The organism is Halopseudomonas sabulinigri (assembly GCF_900105255.1).
Taxonomy (GTDB): domain Bacteria; phylum Pseudomonadota; class Gammaproteobacteria; order Pseudomonadales; family Pseudomonadaceae; genus Halopseudomonas; species Halopseudomonas sabulinigri.
The window spans coordinates 2,962,944-2,979,066 of record NZ_LT629763.1; the positions used below are offsets into that span (position 1 = coordinate 2,962,944).

Genomic DNA, 16,123 nt, shown 5'->3' on the forward strand with positions numbered 1-16,123 from the left:
GCAGGCAAGCGGCTCGCTCAAAGCACCGCTTCAAAGGTTTCCAGCTGCGGGTGCCCCAGGTAGATATCGCGGCGGCTACCGGCATTGGCGTGCGCCGCGCGGAAGGCCTCTGAATGAGTCCAGGCCTCAAAGGCGCTGCGCGAATCCCAGGTTGCGTGGGAGGCAAACAGGGTGTGCTCTTCGGTGGTGGCGCCTTGCAGCAGATTGAAGTTTCTGAAGCCCGGTACTGTCTCCAGCAGGCTCTCGCGGTTCTTCCAGATATCGATAAAGTCCTGCTCGTGGCCCGGCTTGATCTTGAAACGGTTCATGGCGATAAACATGGTTTTTCTCCGGCAGTAGCAACAGTGAAACGGCAGCGGCCATTATGCGGGCCAGCGGCGTGAGAGGCTCAAATTTGCGGCTGTGAGCGCGGCATGCTCGTTCAGTCGCGGCTGGAAGGCGGGAAGCCTATATCAAAACCACGCGCATCCAGTTCACGAATCTCGGTTGGCCGGCCCTGCTCATTCAGCTCCACCAGGCCGATACCGGAGCCGTGCCAAAGGCGTTCGCCGGCCGAGGCGCGGTCCGGGTCGCGGGGCGTTACGCGCATGCGGCGGCGCTTGGTCAGCCAGTTCAACGGGGAAGCGGGCGAGTACAACCAGCGGTTGAGGCGGTCGAACCAGTCCAGCAGGCGCGGCGGGAAGGCATTCTTCAAGCCACTGCTGGTGATCTGCCACAGTTGTGGGCCCTGTTGTCGGTCGCGGATGGCGATGTCGTAGACAAAGGAGTAATGCACGTCGCCGGAGAGAATCACGTAATTACCCGGTGTGCGCCCGTGGCGAAAAATGTTCAGCAGCACCTTGGCCGCGCCGCGATGGGCCATCCAGTTCTCGGCATCCACCACTAGCGGTTTGCCGGCCAGGGCAAAGAGCTTTTGCACGCCTTCAATCAGTTTGACGCCGAACATGGGGGCGGGTGAGACGATTACCACCGCAGTCTGGTCGATCAGGCGCTGTTGCAGTTCGGTCAGGGCCTCCCAGCCCATCAGGCCCGAGGGGCGGAAGGGGCTGCGCTCGCTGCGCCAGCGGCGGGTGCGGGTGTCCAGCACCACCAAGGTGGGTGTGCCGGGAATCTGGTATTCCCAGCCGTGGAACTGCAGCAGCGCGTTAATGCAGCGGTCTTGCTCGGCCACCTCGAGCTGGCCGCTACCGGCTGCGTTGTTCAGCAATGTGGCCAGGCGCTCAAGCGGCTGCTCAATCGCCTCGGGGTCGTTGCCCCAGCCTTGGCACAGCAGATAGGCGAGCAGCGCATTGCCGATGATCTGGCGCGAGAAAGGGTGGCCATAGGCTGTGCGCTCCCAGGCCGCGGTGAGATTCCAGTCGTCAGTGACGTCGTGGTCATCGAAGATCATCAGCGTCGGCTGGTGCGCCAGTAGCCTTGCCACCTGCGGAAGGCCCGCGACGAAGGCGCTGATCTGCTCCTGCTCGGCGTCGTAGCGCTCACGCTCTTCGTCGCTCAAGCCGCCCGGCGGGGCCGGCGCGATCAGCGTCCAGGGCGTCGGCGACCACACCAGTAGATAGGTGGCCAGCATCTCCGCCAGGGTAATCAGGTGATTCTGCGCATTGGCCGAGGTAAACACCGGCTTGCGCACGCCGCCAAAAAAGCGGTCGCGTACCGCCATGTTGGCGGGCACGTCCGGCAGCAGTTGCTCACGACGGTAGTAGGTCTCTGTGGCCTGGTACAGCGCCTGACTGTCGGCCACGGTGGCGCCCTCCAGCGCTTCGTCGAACAGGCCGAGCCGTTTGATCAGGGCGTGGCTGGCTACCAGCAGCGGGCCAGATACATCATCGACATAGACCTGATCGCCGGTCATCAATAACCAGGAGGGGCGTCGTGCGGGATCATCGCGGCGTTCGGCCAGCCAACTGTCGGTGCGCACCAGCGCGTCTTCGCTGGCAAAGTGTGGCTTGCGGCAGGAGCCGTGCAACAGGCGGCGGTTATGCGAGGCGATCATCAGCGAGGGCAGCTCGCCGTCGTGGCACAGATGCGGCGCGGCTTCGCGCAGACCGGTCTCGCCCGCTGTGCCGTGCCAGCGAAGATCATAGTGAATCAGGCTGTCCTGCGGCAGAGGCGAGGCGGGCCGTACGCTGAGCAAATGAACAAAGGCATGGCGGCCAATGGGTACCACCTGCGCGTCGTGCAGCGGCAGCTGCTGCGCTTCGCCATCGGCCACGCGCAGCGTAGCGGTCAGCTCCAGCGGGCGCGAGGCCACCAGCCAGAGCAGAAGCTGCTCGGGTGCCACGCGGCGGACCAAGGGCCCCACCAGCAGATCGGGAAGGTCAGACGTGCTGTGCATCGGCGTTCTGGCTCAGTCAGGTGTGTTCTGGTCAGTCTTAACGGGTTATTGGAGAGCACAATCGCCTGTTGGTTCAGCGTAGCGCGCGCAGCGAGGTTGCCGAGATGGCGCCGCAGAGGGTAGTCGACTGCGCGTGGCCGGTGCTTGAGTGGTTACGCGCAAGCAATCAGGGTCGTAGCGGCCCTGCTTTTGGCTTAACGCCGGGCTGCGCTCCTGCCGCATCAAGAACGCAAATAGGCCATTACTGAATCCAGAACCCCGCAACCTTCTCGCCCCGCAGCGCCATCTTCACCAGATAATCCGTCTGTGCCGCAGCCGGTGTGACCTTCCAGAGATACACCCTTACCCCGTCTTGCCGCAGCACGCCCAGGTAGGCTGTTGCGTCGCCGGGCTGGAAAACACCGGAGAGCGCATCGGTCAGCTTGCTGAACTGCTCGGGCGTTAACGCCTGCGCAAAGTCGGCGTCTGCCTGCGCGACAAACTGGTCGTAATCGGCGGCGGTCAGGGCAGTGAACTGCTGCTGAAAAAGCGCAGCCGCCGCTGGCGGGGCGACCTCCGCCAGCACGGTGGCAGGCAGCGCCATGAGCAATATCAGGAGTAATGGGGCGAGTGGGGGCATGGGGTGTCCTTGTCCTTTCCTGTTAGGGCCCTGTGAAACACAGGACACAGATGAAGGCGGCTTTTGGCAACCTTCTTATGTAAGGCGTGGAGATTTTGGCTCGCGATGAGCAAGGCAGGCGCCTATATAGGTAATCAAAATTCCGAAAATAACCTGGAACCAAAAGCTAACCTGGCTCGCTAGCCTAACCTTGTTATGTGCTTCCGGCGGCATTTCGGAATATAGCTCAGAGAGGTATTCGTATTGACCAGGCTTAGCCCACGCATTTTGCTTGATTATATTCTCGTACTCCTCAAGGCGTTCGCCCTCAAAGTAGACGCTGTTTATGTAGTCAGTGCTTGCATTTTTGGTTAGGTGGGAGATGTTTGAGAAAATAAAGCCGATAAGTATAAAAATTACGCTAGTGCGAATCTTTCTTTTAGTTGGTATTAGGAGGTGCATGAAAATCCCTTTACTGTATAAGGCCTGAATTAGGGGGCGTACTCGACTGATATATCGGTGAACGCTGGCTCCTGTTTGATGATCCTGGGGGAGTATGAAAAGCAGGGGGCTTCGGCTGAGAGCCTGGTCTGACCAAATAGCCGATCTCGCGTGAAGCCAATCTAGTAGGAATGCGCCCCGAATCGGGTTAATAGGGTCCACATCCAACACTTTGTTAGTGCTTTATTGACTTTTCATACTCTCGAATACTGCGCTTTAGCTCTTTGTGCAAGTCTTTTTCAATTGCTAAAGCCTGCTTCCATAAGCTTTTCACCCTAGAGGTATTCGAATGCAGCATTTTCTCGAATGTTTGGATTAGCTTGCTTTTTAATATCGCTCTTTCCTCGGAGTCGGCACCTGTAATCGTTGTATTATTTTCAGGCGAGTACATGGTTCTATATTTCACAAAGTTTTCACGAGCTTCATCTAAAGAATACCCGCCGTTTGGACCACCAAAAGATTTTGCAGAATCGTGATCGTCTTGTCCGTCGTCTTCCCAATTACATAGATCGCATATCTCGTAGTTGGCGCGTTCCTCCAATGTGGGATAGCCACAGCATGGGCAGGTAACTCGACTTATATTTTTGAATATAGAACCGATGCCAAGATTTATTTCACTTGATAGGCTTTCAAAGCTATTTCTTTTCTCTTTTAGTTTGCTCATTCTGAATGTTGATTGCCCTAACGCCGCGCTCTGCGGAAATTTGGGAGCGCCAACGAGTAAATTTTCCGTAGCAGCGCCTTGTATGGATAATTTCTGCCGTGTTTGGGTAAATTGAGGCCCACCCCCGACGGCCATCGGGGGCCTTCATGCAGCAGCTCGGTGTAGCGCCGGCTCCTCTTTTGAGAGACCGATAACAAGTGGGTAGCGCTGCATGACTCTCAAGCGATAACTCGAACAGTCATCGGGGCCTCGAGCCCGTATAGCAAGGCAGAGTCAGCTTATTATGAACACTCCAGAAAACCAAACCCTGATCAACATCGGTGTCGACGTCGGTAAAGCTAACCTCGATATCGCCCTTCATCCGTCCGGCCAATCTTTTACCATTCCGAACAGCACCACTCATATCCGAGAGCTTGTGAAGATACTCAAGGGCTACGCCATTGAGCGGATCGTTGTAGAAGCAACAGGCCGCTACGAACATGCATTGGTTCGAGCCATCAGTCAGGCTGGGCTGCCCATCATTGTGGTCAATCCGATCAGTGTGCGGCGCTATGCCCAAGCTATCGGTGTGTTGGCAAAAACGGACCGCATCGACGCTCAGGTCATTGCCAAATATGCTGCTACGCTGAAGCCAGAATTCAAGCCCATACCGGATAAAACATCTCAAAAAATCAAAGACCTATTGGCGAGGCGCAGCCAGCTCATGGAAATGTCCACCATGGAAAAAAACCGCCTGCAAATACTGCCAAAAACACTTCACAGCTCCATCAATAGTCTACTCAAAACGCTCCAGACCCAGATCAAAACCATCACCAAGCAGATCGAGCATGAAGTCGCCAAGGTTGATCATTGGCGAAGTAAAACAGACATCCTGACCAGCGTGCCAGGCGTTGGCAAAGTCATGGCGTTTACGCTACTGAGCGAGCTTCCTGAGTTAGGCAAGCTTAACCGGCGAGAGATCGCAGCCCTGGTTGGCGTGGCACCCATCAATCGCGATAGCGGCAGACTGACGGGCAAGCGTCGGATCCGTGGCGGTCGCCATAGAGTGCGAACAGTGATGTTCATGGCGATGATGTCAGCCATCCAATGCAACCCGGTATTCAAGCAGTTCTATGAACGCCTGAAAGCCCAAGGAAAGTTACCAAAAGTCGCCCTCATTGCCTGCATGCGAAAGATGATCGTGATGCTCAACACCATGGTTAAGAATCAAGAGCCGTGGCGTGAAAAAACAGCCTGATTTGGGACGTTGACACCACAGTCACTTGTTAGCCTTGTTTTTCAATAAATTTAAACTCTCTATCAAAGCCTATTTGTGTCTCAAATACCTTCATATTTGGATAGTTGGCTGCAAGAAGTATTAGCTTCTCTCTCATTTCTGCGTGAATATGAGGCCCTAAATATAAGTTTCCGAGCTCATGCTTAGACACCTTGTAATCAGATACTAGACCTGCTTCGTTTTCCCGTTTGAAACTTGAGATACGCCATTCATCTTCATAGCTCCAATCAGGCGACTTGGTACATGAGCATGTATGTAATATGGTCTTTACTGCCTCTTCCTGCGGCTTTAGTAAAAGTTGAGCCCACCCCTCAGCGGTGTACACATGAGGCTTCTCTTCGGGGTATTCGACTTTTTTAGCCGCAAGCCACGCACTATCTAACTCATCGGCGCAAATTACTTCTAAAACTACGCCGCTGTATTTGTCGGCGTAGTGATACCACATTGAAGCTTTATCATAGTGTTCACTCAAACAAAGAATCCTGAAATTAGGGAGAAAATCTTGCCATTGCTGTTTGATGGCAAGTAAACCATCCTCAGCAGGGGAGTTTCTCTCAACCTCATCTTTTAGTCCCCCAATTAATTCTCTCTTCAATTCTTCTGTTGGATTCTGCTTCAATACCTGAATAATTATTTGGATCTTAGGAGCTAATCCACGAGGATCTTCGGGTGGATTGTTTATAAGATTGACTAAGTTATCAACCAAGGCAATTTGAATTTCTTTAGGCGTAATATCAAAAGCAAGTTCTCTTGGAACATCGAAAGGATCATTGAATTCAACGGGCGAACTCCATCGCAAGGTGGAGTTTGAAAGGACTATTTCCGCTGTAGATGAAGGCATGTATTTAAAGAAACTTTTCCTTTCATGCGTTCTGTTCGGTGAGATCATGATTCTCTCTTAGGCTAACGCCTCAAACAGGGGCGCGCCTTAGCGCGTCCCGGCCGCAGGCCCTTGCTGCTTTGATTTGTTAGGCTTTTCCATTTTGACAATTGCATGGCCTTTGAACTCATATTTCAACAGTTCATGTAGCTCTGCTATTACTTTCTCTGTGTCAGAAACAATCAAATCTACAAACTCGACAAGCTGGTCTGTAAGGTCTTTCATAGTCTCCGATAGGCGATGGCCAAGCGCAGCATTAATCTGGTTTAGGGTGACATCTTGACCATTTTGAAAGTCTGCTCGGTCCGCTACAGGCTGCACATAATTAAAATGAATTTCTGACCTTTTGCCAATTAAATTAATAGTCGATTCGACCTCTGCTTGAATTGATGACAACTCATTTAGCATGTTCGGATTTTTTGACTTAAATAAAAAATATAGAGACTCATAATCTAAATCTAGCCCACAGACCATTTCACCGATTATTGGTCTGATTGCGACGAACCTAGCGGGATGCTCTCTGAACGGGTCTATTGCCTGACGCTGAATGCTAATGAACCTGTTGTGGCAACGCATTAAAGCGAAGATAGCTTTATTACCGGCATCAACTCTCTCCTCAACTCTTTGCTCCAGCTCCTTTCGCCTTTGGAGCAAATATGCAGCCCATGCACCTGCAAAAGCAGCAGCTAGCGTTACTACAGAAGGCAGATAGTCTTTAAATTGGACATCTGAAATTTTGGCAGCCAGGCCTAGAGATATACCAACACAGAAAGACAGAATTGCTATTACTATTCTTCTTTCATTTTCTCCGGGAAATATCACTGAGTTCTCCTAGAAGCCTAACGTTGAGTTAAGCCGCATCGCGAAGCGGTGTCGGTTTGAACGAATTGTTAATTGGCAACTCGACCGTACGGACAACCAGCAAGAAGGAGATGGCTGCTAACAGGACAAGACCGGAAGGCAGAACAATTTCAAAGCTGATTACGAGCCAATTAGCCAGTTGTCCGGGGCTAGCAGGGTCACTGAACATGAGCACAAGCCTAGTTGCGAGAGGCAGCAGGGGGAGCGACAGAACGAGTGCTGTAATTGACCCAGCAAACCTCAAGCTCTGGGAGTTACGCAACCGACTGTGAAGCATCCAGCTTGCTGCCAAGACCAGCGCAAGCGCGGCAAGCACAGCTACACCGAGCCAAATATCTGGACCACGCACAGGAATATCTCCCTTGCCATTTAACAGTGATTAGACCGAACGCGGCACTAATACATAACCGCGCGTTCGAGATAACTCCGGCCCGAAGTCGCCTTTCCGTTTTGTTTTTTCCTTTAAATTCATTGCTTTACAGTCTCTGCTTTGGCTCGTTACGTATTCGCGCGGCGTCGTGATTTCACGCATTCATTACTACCGCACCCATTTGGGGGCTGGGGTAATGCGCAAAGGCATTGTCTGTCGAGAAGGGAGTCTTGCTGGCGGTGTGGTGATGTTCCGGCAGGTCCTTTGCTCTGCTCTGAGCATAGTGCAGGCCTGTGGCCAGTCCAAGCGCTTTTTGGTCGCGGGTTAACGGCGTTGGCGTGCAGGGTCTGCGGCAACGGGCTCTGCGGCTTCCAGGCCGGCGGCGCAGTTGGGGCAAAGGCAGGCCTTGTCGATTTGTTCTGCGGGTACGCGTGCCAGTGCTGCTTTGCTAACGGGGGTGCTGAAGCACCAGCAGGGCGCGGCGGCTTGTCTGGCGGTTGCCAGACCGCATTGATTGGCGTTACCGCACAGGGGGCAAAGCTCGGGTTGGTTGGGCTGCATCTTTATTTCCTTGCATTGAGGGGGCAGGTGGCCGCTGGCCTGTGGGCCGGTTGGCGGCCTTTACCGGCTGCGTGGTAGCAAACCGTATTTCAGGATGTGTGTTAGGGTGCTTGCCCTGGCATACGAGTTATCAAGTATTTTTCGCCTGCTTGTCCAGTTCGAGCGCCGTCTTCCGGCGTGTCTCGAGATCTCGCGTTCTATCGGTGGCCCGTCCGCCCTTGGCCTGCTGCTGCACCAGTAGAGGCCGCCTTCATCTTGTGCGCCCGCGGTTTATCCGCGCTTGTTGCGCCTCACTACAGAGCCTAATGGCCCGCCCCCTGGCGGTTGGGCCGCGCTCGTTTCCGCGTTTATTCGCCGCCGGTTAACGCTGGCCCGGTGCGTGATGCTACGCCTGAACATAATGGAGTCATTATGACCTTTAGAGTTGCCATTCTTGGCGCCGGCCCCAGCGGTCTGGCCCAGTTACGTGCGTTTGAAGCCGCCCGCCGCGACGGTGCCGACATTCCCGAAATCGTTTGCTATGAAAAGCAGAGCGATTGGGGTGGCATGTGGAATTACACCTGGCGCACCGGGCTGGATGCCTACGGTGAGCCAGTCCACGGCAGCATGTACCGCTATCTCTGGTCGAATGGCCCCAAGGAATGCCTGGAGTTTGCCGATTACAGCTTTGAGGAGCATTTTGGCCGGCCTATCGCTTCCTACCCACCGCGCGCTGTGCTGCGCGATTACATCATGGGGCGCGTGGCCAAGAGCAATATGCGCGAGCATATTCGCTTCAACACGGCGGTGCACTGGGTGGATTATGACGCGGCCACCGGCAAGTTTGCCGTCACCGCACGTGATCTCAAACAGGACGAGCTGAGCACCGAAGAATTTGATCATGTGATCATTGCCACCGGCCACTTTTCGACCCCCAATGCGCCCTACTTCGAAGGGTTGGAGCAGTTCCCGGGCCGTGTGCTGCACGCACATGATTTTCGCGACGCTTGCGAGTTTCAGGGCAAGGATCTGCTGCTGATTGGCAGCAGCTATTCGGCCGAAGACATCGGCACCCAGTGCCACAAGTACGGCGCCCGGTCGGTGACCTTCAGTTATCGCACCAAGCCGATGGGCTTCGACTGGCCGGAGTCCTTTTCCGAGGTGCCGCTGCTGACCGGGGTAACCGGCAAGACTGCGCACTTCCAGGACGGCACCAGCAAGGATGTGGATGCCATCATCCTGTGTACGGGTTATCAGCATCACTTCCCGTTCCTGCCCAACGAGCTGACGTTGACCACGCATAACCGCTTGTACCCCGAGGGGCTGTACAAGGGCATCGTCTCGCTGGCCAACCCCAAGCTGTTCTTCCTGGGTATGCAGGATCAGTACTACACCTTCAACATGTTTGACGCCCAGGCCTGGTACGCACGTGACCTGATGATGGGACGCATCGCGCTGCCGGACGCCGCGGCGATGGCTGCCGATACCCGTGATTGGGTGGCGCAGGAAGAGCAGGTGGCCGATCCCTTTGCAGCCATCGACTTTCAGGCAGCTTATATTCTCGACCTGCTTGGCCCGACCGATTATCCGGCCTTTGATGTGACCAAAGTCGCGGAGATCTTCAAGGAGTGGGAGCACCACAAGGAAGCGGACATCCTCGGCTACCGCAACAAAAGCTACCGCTCGACGTTAACCGGCACTCTGGCGCCGGTGCATCACACGCCCTGGATGGATGCCATGGACGACTCGCTGGAAGCCTTCCTCGCCGAAGCGGCAACCAAGCCAGCCAAGGAACGCGCATGAGCCAGCCCAGCCTGAGTCAGGCGCGTGCACGGTTTACCGCCAGCAGCATTCGCTGGGGCTTCATGTGGGCCATGTGGTGCGCGGTGCTGTGGGGCGCTTGGTATCTGCCGGGTTCTGCGGTCTGGTTTGAGGCGCCCTATGTGGATCTCAGCTACGACACCAATGCCGAGCTGTTACTCGCGGCCGCTGTGCTGACCACCTTCAACGCGGTGGCGGTGTTGTTCTTCCTGTTCGTGTGGAATGGCGTGCTGGGCAAATGGGGCGAGTACCTGCGTACGCTGCGGCAGATGCGCTACATCTCCAAGTGGTTCTTCATTGGCGCCATTTTTGGCGGACCGATGGCGATCTTCGGCTCCTATCTGGCTATCGGTTATATCGGCGGGGCCTTTGCGGCCATCTCGGCGCTGATGTACCCGATCATCGGTGCCACCCTGGCGCGGCTCTGGTATCAGGAGAAAATTACCCGCCGCGCGGCTGTAGGTATTTTCATCATTCTGGCCGGCGGCGTGACTGTCTATGCGCCGGGCATCATGGCGGAAATCAACGGCACTGGCGACGCGGGTTGGCTTGGGTACCTGGGCGGGGCCATGGCCGCCATTGGCTGGGGCGTCGAGGGGGCTATTGCCGGGCGCGGCCTGGATGTGGCTGACCCAGATGTAGGCATCACCGTGCGCTTCACCGCCGAGGTGCTGTATTGGGTCGTGCTCATATTGCCGGGCATTTATCTGTTCACTGACCAACCGGTGGTGGAGCTGGTGACGGCCACCTTCAACTGGGCGGCCATCGGCTGGCTGATGCTGGCGGGCGTGACCTTCGCCTTCTGCTATGTCTCCTGGTACAAGTCGTTCCCGCTGATCGGCGTAGGGCGCGGCCAGGCGATTGCGGCTCTGTACGGCCTGTTTGCGGTGATCTTTCTGGCGGCCTTTACGCTCAAGTTTCCGGAGTGGAATTTCCTCGCCGGGCTGGTGCTGTTTGTGGCCGGTGGTTTTGTGATGTTTACCGAAGGTAACGACGTGCTTGAAGTGGTCCGTGCCGTATCGTCCGATCGCGAAAAAGCCAACGCCGCCGCTGATGCGGGCAACCTGTGATCATTGGAGCAACCCATGAATAAATTGCATATGAAGGGCCGCATTCTTCAGCTGATTAATGCGCAGCAGGATGTGGGTATATGGGATTGGCAAGTCGCCGATGCGCTCTTGGCTGAGTACGGTTTGAGCGGTGCTTACTGGCGGGGTAATACCCGCGTCACCCTGACCGATCTGTTCTCCAGTAGCATCATCGAAAGCGTTGAAGAGACCTTGGATGATCAGGCCTATTTCGGCAAAGGTCGCGTGCTGTTCAAGTTTCGGCTTAACGACTTTGGTCGGCAACGCATGCGCGATACCGCACTGGTTTAATAACCGGTGCGACTTGCCACTCTCATCAAGGAGCTACCATGTCTGATTTTTGGGGTTTTCCGGGGGCTGATATGCTCGCCGTTGCCGTTATCATCGTGCTGAGTGGCCTGGCGCTGTACCAGGCTCGCACCTTTGTAACCAAGCTGTAAGCGGTTGAAACCGGCCGCCTGTTCGGGCGGCCGGTGCACTAACCAAGACGGCTTCAGTTGGTCAGCAGACCGTCATTCTTCATACGTGTTACCAGGTTCCGGTAAGTGTTTTGGTACACGTCCTGTTCGACTGTCAGCGGGTTGCCGGTAAAGGGCATGGCCAGCAGCATGGGCAGCCATATGACCATGGTGGCGGAGTCGGAGACGTCATATTTGTATTCCTTCTCGCCTTCGATGGCCGTGGCCTTGAGGTGTACGCGCAGCTTGGCCCATGAGGGAATCACGCCAAAGGTGAAGCCCGAGATCATCGCCGGGATAGCGGCACCGGGGGTGCTGTGATCCACGGCCACGCCGTCGATCACGATGTCGGCCTGGTCTGCGGTGTCGACAATGTCGCAGCAACCGGAGGCGCGAATGGCGGCATCAAAGTGCCTTTTGTGCGCAGCGTTGCCTTCGCGGCCGCGCCAGCTGCTGTATACCTTTACGGGCTGCTGGTTCTGCACGGCGTAGCTCTCGCGATCTAGCGTTGGCAGGTCGTTGGCTTTAAAGGCGGCGCAGCCGGAAGTCATCAGGGTGGCGGTGATGACGAGCATTCCTAGTCTTTTCATTTTTTGTGTTCTTCTTGGTTTTTATAGTGGGCACAGATTAGGGGCGTGGCGGACAGGCGTCGGCCAACGTAGCGTGGTTACGTTTGTGTGCGGTTAACTCCTCTGTGGCGATGGCCACGACAGCAGGTCAGAGATGGGCTTGATTGTTTGCAGGCAGCATCTGCCGGGCCGCGGTTGAACGGCGGGCATGGCTAGATGAGGAGGGCGCGTCAGCGGGGTATCTCGGGGTAGATCGGCTGGCAGTCCCTTGCCTGCGGCAAGAATAATCCAGCCCAATGCCGGCTCCAAGTGTTTTGTTGCGGTTTTGCTACAGCCTTGCTAACGGTGCTGGGCGGCTGCCCGGCTAGGCCAGCTGATCAAGATAAAGCGCCAGGATCAATCCGATCGCCGTGGCGATGCCAGCCCAGTAGGCATCCTCTTTAAAGGCCTTGGGAAAGACCTCGGTTGCGAGCGAAGCAACCACCGCGCCACCAGCGAAACATTGGATCAATGCCAGCAACTGCTGTGGCGCATCGTCCATGAGGACGTTGCCTGCCAGTGCGGCAATCGACAGCAGCACGGCGGTCGCTGCCCACAGGGCAAATACTTTGCCTTTGGACTTGCCGGACTCTGCCATTTCCTTCGCGCCGCCGGCGGCTTCCGGCAGGTTGGAGAGAAAAATGGAGCCAGACAGCGCCGCTACCTGCAGCGGCCCGGCACCGATCAGCGCGACCCCCAGCGCGAGGTTTTCCGGAATGCCATCCAGGGTGATGGCCGCCAGCAAACCGCCGCCGCTGGCGGAGCCCCACTTCTTTTTCACCAGATAGGCCAGCCCGGTAAACACCGCGGCGCCCAGCAGCACCAGGGCAAAAGCCTGCCACAGCGGCGCTTTTTTCATCGCAGGTTCAATCAACTCCAGCACCGCCGAGACGATCAAGGCGCCACCGGCCAGCGCCACAATAAACCCTTCCAATGGCTTGGGCAGACGCCCGTAAATCCCCCAGGCTGCACCGAGCAGTAGGGCGCCGGAAACAACCAGAATAACGACGATGGTGAGCAGCATGCAGTGACCTTATAAAAGCGCCGCCTGGCGTAAGTAGGGCTGAGGGCGCCGCGTTGATGTTCTTTGTCTGCTTGGAGAGGTGGCGGCTGTAAATAGTTTCCGTAAGCCGCGCTGCGACAGAGAGGTGGAGGACGCCGGGAGGCTGCGTCAGTCGCTCAGTAGAGCCGGGCCAGCAGCGCGGTGACCGCCGTTTCCACGCGCAAAATCCGCTCGCCGAGCTGCACCGGCTGCATGCCGGCCTCGGTCAGCTTGTCGACTTCATAGGGAATCCAGCCGCCCTCTGGGCCGATGGCCAGGGTGAGCGGTTGGTCGATGCCGCGAGGGCAGGCGGGGTGTTCGCCGGGGTGCGCGACCAGCGCGAGCTGGTTGTTGATCAGGCCCGGCAGCTGATCCTCGACGAAGGGTTTGAAGCGCTTCTCGATGCGTACGTTCGGCAGCACGGTGTCGCGCGCCTGCTCCAGGCCGAGCAGCAAATTCTCGCGCACAACCTCGGGCTTCAGGAACGGCGTTTGCCAGAAGCTTTTTTCTACCCGGTAGCTGTTCAGTAGGATGATCTCGGGTACGCCGAGGGTGGCGCAGTGCTGCAGGATGCGGCGGAACATTTTGGGCCGGGGCATCGCCAGCAACAGGGTAAGCGGCAGTTTGGCTGGCGGTGGCGTGCTGAGCTGAACGCTGAGCTCTGCGTGGCTGCTGGTCAGTGCGGTGACCTCGCCCTGGCCCATCAGGCCGTTGATGCGGCCTACGCGCAGGCTGTCGCCAACCGCGACCTGCTGAATCTCAAGCATATGCGCCAGCCGGCGGCCACTCAGGCGCACCTGGTGTTCAGCGGTAAAATCGCCGTCTTCCAGCAGCAGCAGGTTCATGCGGCGGGGGTGTCTTGCTCGTCGGCCTGATCGTTGCGCGGGCGCGCGCGGACAAAGCGGCTGAACACGATGCCCACTTCATACAGCAGCCACATGGGCACGGCCAGCAGGGTCTGCGAGATGACGTCCGGCGGGGTCAGCACCATGCCGATGGCAAAGCAGCCGACCACCACATAGGGGCGCGCTTTGGTCAGCGACTGCACATCGACAATACCCACCAGTACCAGCAGCACGGTGGCCACCGGAATCTCGAACGACAGGCCAAAAGCCATGAATAGGGTGAGTACGAAGTCGAGGTAGCTGTTGATGTCGGTCATCACCGCCACGCCTTCGGGCGCGGTGCTGGTAAAAAAGCCGAATACCAGCGGGAACACCACGTAATAGGCGAACGCCATGCCGCTGTAGAACAGCACTATGCTGGAGGCGAGCAGGGGCACGGCCAGGCGCTTCTCGTGTTTGTACAGGCCGGGGGCGATAAAGCTCCAGATCTGGTGCAGCACAAAAGGCATGGCCAGAAACAGCGCGCTGATCAGCGTCAGCTTGAAGGGCGTCAGAAAGGGCGAGGCCACATCGGTGGCGATCATGCTGGTGCCTTCGGGCATCAGCGCGCGCAGCGGCTCGGAGACGAAGCTGTAGATGTCGTTGGCGAAGTAGAACAGCCCAGCGAAGATCACCAGCCAGATACAGACGATGCGCAGCAGACGTGAGCGCAGCTCGGTCAGGTGCGCGACCAGCGGCATGTCACCGCCGGTGTTGGCCGGTGGCGGCAGTTCAGGGTTGCTCATGGCGGGGTGCTTGCTGGTCATGGGGTTCTTCAGCGGCAGATTCGTCGGACGTCTGTGGCGGCGCGGGCGTAGCTCCGACCTTGGGTACAGTCTGCGGCGTTGGCGTTACACTTTGTTGACCGGCAGGTTTCACGTTGCTGCTGCCCTTGGCCGGGCTACCGCCATTCAGGCCGTGCTTGTCGAGCTCGGCCATGATGCGCTCGTTGTGCAGCTGCTGACGGATTTCATCGGCACCGATCTCACGCTCGACCTGGCTGCGCACCTCCGAAAAGCCGCGCTTGATCCGGCCGATGGTCAGGCTCACAGTGCGAATGGCGCCGGGCAGGCGCTCCGGGCCAAGTACCAGCAGGGCGAGAACCGCCACCACCAGCATTTCCAGAAAGCCGATGTCGAACATGGGTCAGGGCCTGTTGAGGTTACGGCTTGGACTGAGTGTCCTGTTTGTGCTCTTCGGCCTTGGCATCCAGGGTTTCGCCGGGCTTGCTCTCGACCGAGGGCTTGTCATCGTCGTTCATGGATTTGCGAAAGCCCTTGATGGCTTCACCCAGATCACCGCCGATGTTTTTCAGACGCTTGGTGCCAAACAGCAGAATGACGATCGCCAGTACGATCAACAGCTGCCACAGACTGATTCCGCCAAAACCCATTACAACCTCCGGGGCAGAGCCCTGTTTACTTTGCGCGAGCGGCTTTCTCTTCCAGACCGGAGAGGTCGAAGCGGCGCTCTAGTTCTTTAAGAATGTCATCGGGGCCGAGGCCCAGGTGACTGAGCATGACCAGTGAGTGGAACCACAGGTCAGCAGTTTCGTAGATCAGCTCGGACTTGTCGTCGCTGTGTTGGCAGTCCTTGGCGGCGAGCAGTGTTTCTGTGCACTCCTCACCGACCTTTTCAAGAATCTTGTTCAGGCCCTTGGCGTGCAGGCTGGCCACATAGGACGAGTCGGCGGCGGCCTGTTTGCGCTGCTCCAGCACGGCGGCCAGTTGGCTCAGGGTATCAGACATGCTGGGTTACTCTTTCGGGTTCTTGTAGAGATCGGCCGGGTCTTTGATCACCGCATCCACGGTTTGCCACTGGCCGTCTTTCAATACGCGATAAAAACAGCTCTGACGGCCTGTATGGCAGGCAATGCCGCCGATCTGCTCGACCTGCAGAATGATCACATCGGCATCGCAGTCCAGCCGCAGCTCATGCAGCTGCTGCACATTGCCCGACTCTTCGCCCTTGCGCCACAGCCGGTTGCGCGAGCGCGACCAGTAAATGCCGCGGCCTTCCTGCACGGTGAGTTGCAGGGCTTCACGGTTCATCCAGGCGACCATCAGCACGCGCTGGGTATGCACATCCTGGGCAATCGCCGGTACCAGCCCGTCGGCATCCCATTTGATGCTGTCGAGCCAGTCGTTGTTGGGGGTTGAATCGGTCATGGGACTGTCGTTGTTCGGTTAATCTGCCA

The 16,123-nt window shown here is 57.0% G+C and carries 19 protein-coding genes; 4 read left to right on the forward strand and 15 right to left on the reverse strand.

Annotation, left to right across the window (positions count from 1 at the left end):
• Positions 1-17 precede the first annotated feature (17 nt).
• The 4 genes from BLU26_RS13385 to BLU26_RS13405 form a co-directional block, all read right to left on the reverse strand.
• The gene (locus BLU26_RS13385) at positions 18-320 is read right to left on the reverse strand and encodes an antibiotic biosynthesis monooxygenase family protein (RefSeq protein ID WP_092287403.1); all 303 of its coding nucleotides are present in this window, start codon (positions 318-320) and stop codon (positions 18-20) included.
• Positions 321-421: 101 nt separating this feature from the next.
• Positions 422-2,335 carry an alkaline phosphatase D family protein gene (locus tag BLU26_RS13390; RefSeq protein ID WP_092287404.1) on the reverse strand — a complete coding sequence of 638 codons (1,914 nt, stop codon included), beginning with the start codon at positions 2,333-2,335 and terminating at the stop codon, positions 422-424.
• 241 nt (positions 2,336-2,576) lie between these two features.
• Positions 2,577-2,954 carry a hypothetical protein gene (locus BLU26_RS13395; RefSeq protein ID WP_157719369.1) on the reverse strand — a complete coding sequence of 126 codons (378 nt, stop codon included), beginning with the start codon at positions 2,952-2,954 and terminating at the stop codon, positions 2,577-2,579.
• A gap of 655 nt (positions 2,955-3,609) precedes the next feature.
• Complete coding sequence (locus BLU26_RS13405; protein ID WP_231701950.1) at positions 3,610-4,233, reverse strand: CPCC family cysteine-rich protein; 624 nt, start codon at positions 4,231-4,233, stop codon at positions 3,610-3,612.
• Between the two features lie 148 nt (positions 4,234-4,381).
• On the opposite strand from BLU26_RS13405, the gene BLU26_RS13410 reads away from it, so the two are divergent.
• Positions 4,382-5,335 carry an IS110 family RNA-guided transposase gene (locus BLU26_RS13410; RefSeq protein WP_092283079.1) on the forward strand — a complete coding sequence of 318 codons (954 nt, stop codon included), beginning with the start codon at positions 4,382-4,384 and terminating at the stop codon, positions 5,333-5,335.
• A 28-nt stretch (positions 5,336-5,363) separates the two neighbouring features.
• Here the strand turns inward: BLU26_RS13410 and BLU26_RS13415 are convergent, their stop codons facing one another.
• The 3 genes from BLU26_RS13415 to BLU26_RS13430 all read right to left on the reverse strand — a co-directional run bounded on the left by BLU26_RS13415 (position 5,364) and on the right by BLU26_RS13430 (position 8,046).
• Positions 5,364-6,263 (reverse strand): DUF2971 domain-containing protein, encoded by a 900-nt coding sequence (locus BLU26_RS13415; RefSeq protein ID WP_092287407.1) that lies wholly within the window; start codon positions 6,261-6,263, stop codon positions 5,364-5,366.
• Positions 6,264-6,302: 39 nt separating this feature from the next.
• Complete coding sequence (locus BLU26_RS13420) at positions 6,303-7,076, reverse strand: hypothetical protein (protein WP_157719370.1); 774 nt, start codon at positions 7,074-7,076, stop codon at positions 6,303-6,305.
• Positions 7,077-7,809: 733 nt separating this feature from the next.
• A complete protein-coding gene (locus BLU26_RS13430; protein WP_092287410.1) occupies positions 7,810-8,046 on the reverse strand; it encodes a cysteine-rich CWC family protein in 237 nt (78 codons plus the stop codon).
• Between the two features lie 411 nt (positions 8,047-8,457).
• Here BLU26_RS13430 and BLU26_RS13435 point away from each other — a divergent pair, with 411 nt between their 5' ends.
• The 3 genes from BLU26_RS13435 to BLU26_RS13445 are packed head-to-tail and all read left to right on the forward strand — an operon-like array spanning position 8,458 to position 11,225.
• Positions 8,458-9,828, forward strand: coding sequence for a flavin-containing monooxygenase (locus tag BLU26_RS13435; RefSeq protein WP_092287411.1), 1,371 nt, complete (start codon positions 8,458-8,460; stop codon positions 9,826-9,828).
• Positions 9,825-10,916 carry a DMT family transporter gene (locus BLU26_RS13440; protein WP_092287412.1) on the forward strand — a complete coding sequence of 364 codons (1,092 nt, stop codon included), beginning with the start codon at positions 9,825-9,827 and terminating at the stop codon, positions 10,914-10,916. Before BLU26_RS13435 ends, BLU26_RS13440 begins: the two co-directional genes overlap by 4 nt.
• A 15-nt stretch (positions 10,917-10,931) precedes the next feature.
• Entirely contained in the window at positions 10,932-11,225 is a 294-nt protein-coding gene (locus BLU26_RS13445) for a hypothetical protein (RefSeq protein WP_092287413.1), read from the forward strand.
• Between the two features lie 202 nt (positions 11,226-11,427).
• Here the strand turns inward: BLU26_RS13445 and BLU26_RS13450 are convergent, their stop codons facing one another.
• From BLU26_RS13450 to hisI, 8 genes are all read right to left on the reverse strand, one after another.
• Positions 11,428-11,982, reverse strand: coding sequence for a hypothetical protein (locus BLU26_RS13450; RefSeq protein WP_157719371.1), 555 nt, complete (start codon positions 11,980-11,982; stop codon positions 11,428-11,430).
• 343 nt (positions 11,983-12,325) lie between these two features.
• The gene (locus BLU26_RS13455) at positions 12,326-13,024 is read right to left on the reverse strand and encodes a ZIP family metal transporter (protein WP_172830659.1); all 699 of its coding nucleotides are present in this window, start codon (positions 13,022-13,024) and stop codon (positions 12,326-12,328) included.
• A gap of 155 nt (positions 13,025-13,179) precedes the next feature.
• Entirely contained in the window at positions 13,180-13,887 is a 708-nt protein-coding gene (locus BLU26_RS13460) for a 16S rRNA (uracil(1498)-N(3))-methyltransferase (RefSeq protein ID WP_092287415.1), read from the reverse strand.
• Positions 13,884-14,672, reverse strand: a complete 789-nt coding sequence (gene tatC / locus BLU26_RS13465) for a twin-arginine translocase subunit TatC (RefSeq protein WP_197674572.1) — start codon at positions 14,670-14,672, stop codon at positions 13,884-13,886. Before tatC ends, BLU26_RS13460 begins: the two co-directional genes overlap by 4 nt.
• Positions 14,659-15,069, reverse strand: coding sequence for a Sec-independent protein translocase protein TatB (tatB, locus tag BLU26_RS13470; protein WP_092287416.1), 411 nt, complete (start codon positions 15,067-15,069; stop codon positions 14,659-14,661). Before tatB ends, tatC begins: the two co-directional genes overlap by 14 nt.
• Before the next feature lie 19 nt (positions 15,070-15,088).
• Positions 15,089-15,319, reverse strand: coding sequence for a twin-arginine translocase TatA/TatE family subunit (tatA, locus tag BLU26_RS13475; protein WP_092287417.1), 231 nt, complete (start codon positions 15,317-15,319; stop codon positions 15,089-15,091).
• A 25-nt stretch (positions 15,320-15,344) separates the two neighbouring features.
• Positions 15,345-15,674, reverse strand: coding sequence for a phosphoribosyl-ATP diphosphatase (locus BLU26_RS13480; RefSeq protein WP_092287418.1), 330 nt, complete (start codon positions 15,672-15,674; stop codon positions 15,345-15,347).
• 6 nt (positions 15,675-15,680) lie between these two features.
• Positions 15,681-16,094, reverse strand: a complete 414-nt coding sequence (gene hisI, locus BLU26_RS13485) for a phosphoribosyl-AMP cyclohydrolase (RefSeq protein ID WP_092287419.1) — start codon at positions 16,092-16,094, stop codon at positions 15,681-15,683.
• Positions 16,095-16,123 lie beyond the last annotated feature (29 nt).

Coding starts and splice junctions, on each gene's coding strand:
- tatC (WP_197674572.1), bottom strand. CDS start 14,672: ATGAGCAACCCTGAACTGCCGCCACCGGCCAACACCGGCGGTGACATG.
- BLU26_RS13445 (WP_092287413.1), top strand. CDS start 10,932: ATGAATAAATTGCATATGAAGGGCCGCATTCTTCAGCTGATTAATGCG.
- BLU26_RS13410 (WP_092283079.1), top strand. CDS start 4,382: ATGAACACTCCAGAAAACCAAACCCTGATCAACATCGGTGTCGACGTC.
- BLU26_RS13385 (WP_092287403.1), bottom strand. CDS start 320: ATGTTTATCGCCATGAACCGTTTCAAGATCAAGCCGGGCCACGAGCAG.
- BLU26_RS13450 (WP_157719371.1), bottom strand. CDS start 11,982: ATGAAAAGACTAGGAATGCTCGTCATCACCGCCACCCTGATGACTTCC.
- BLU26_RS13430 (WP_092287410.1), bottom strand. CDS start 8,046: ATGCAGCCCAACCAACCCGAGCTTTGCCCCCTGTGCGGTAACGCCAAT.
- BLU26_RS13480 (WP_092287418.1), bottom strand. CDS start 15,674: ATGTCTGATACCCTGAGCCAACTGGCCGCCGTGCTGGAGCAGCGCAAA.
- BLU26_RS13455 (WP_172830659.1), bottom strand. CDS start 13,024: ATGCTGCTCACCATCGTCGTTATTCTGGTTGTTTCCGGCGCCCTACTG.
- BLU26_RS13405 (WP_231701950.1), bottom strand. CDS start 4,233: ATGGCCGTCGGGGGTGGGCCTCAATTTACCCAAACACGGCAGAAATTA.
- BLU26_RS13440 (WP_092287412.1), top strand. CDS start 9,825: ATGAGCCAGCCCAGCCTGAGTCAGGCGCGTGCACGGTTTACCGCCAGC.
- BLU26_RS13435 (WP_092287411.1), top strand. CDS start 8,458: ATGACCTTTAGAGTTGCCATTCTTGGCGCCGGCCCCAGCGGTCTGGCC.
- BLU26_RS13395 (WP_157719369.1), bottom strand. CDS start 2,954: ATGCCCCCACTCGCCCCATTACTCCTGATATTGCTCATGGCGCTGCCT.
- BLU26_RS13390 (WP_092287404.1), bottom strand. CDS start 2,335: ATGCACAGCACGTCTGACCTTCCCGATCTGCTGGTGGGGCCCTTGGTC.
- BLU26_RS13460 (WP_092287415.1), bottom strand. CDS start 13,887: ATGAACCTGCTGCTGCTGGAAGACGGCGATTTTACCGCTGAACACCAG.
- BLU26_RS13415 (WP_092287407.1), bottom strand. CDS start 6,263: ATGATCTCACCGAACAGAACGCATGAAAGGAAAAGTTTCTTTAAATAC.
- tatB (WP_092287416.1), bottom strand. CDS start 15,069: ATGTTCGACATCGGCTTTCTGGAAATGCTGGTGGTGGCGGTTCTCGCC.
- hisI (WP_092287419.1), bottom strand. CDS start 16,094: ATGACCGATTCAACCCCCAACAACGACTGGCTCGACAGCATCAAATGG.
- tatA (WP_092287417.1), bottom strand. CDS start 15,319: ATGGGTTTTGGCGGAATCAGTCTGTGGCAGCTGTTGATCGTACTGGCG.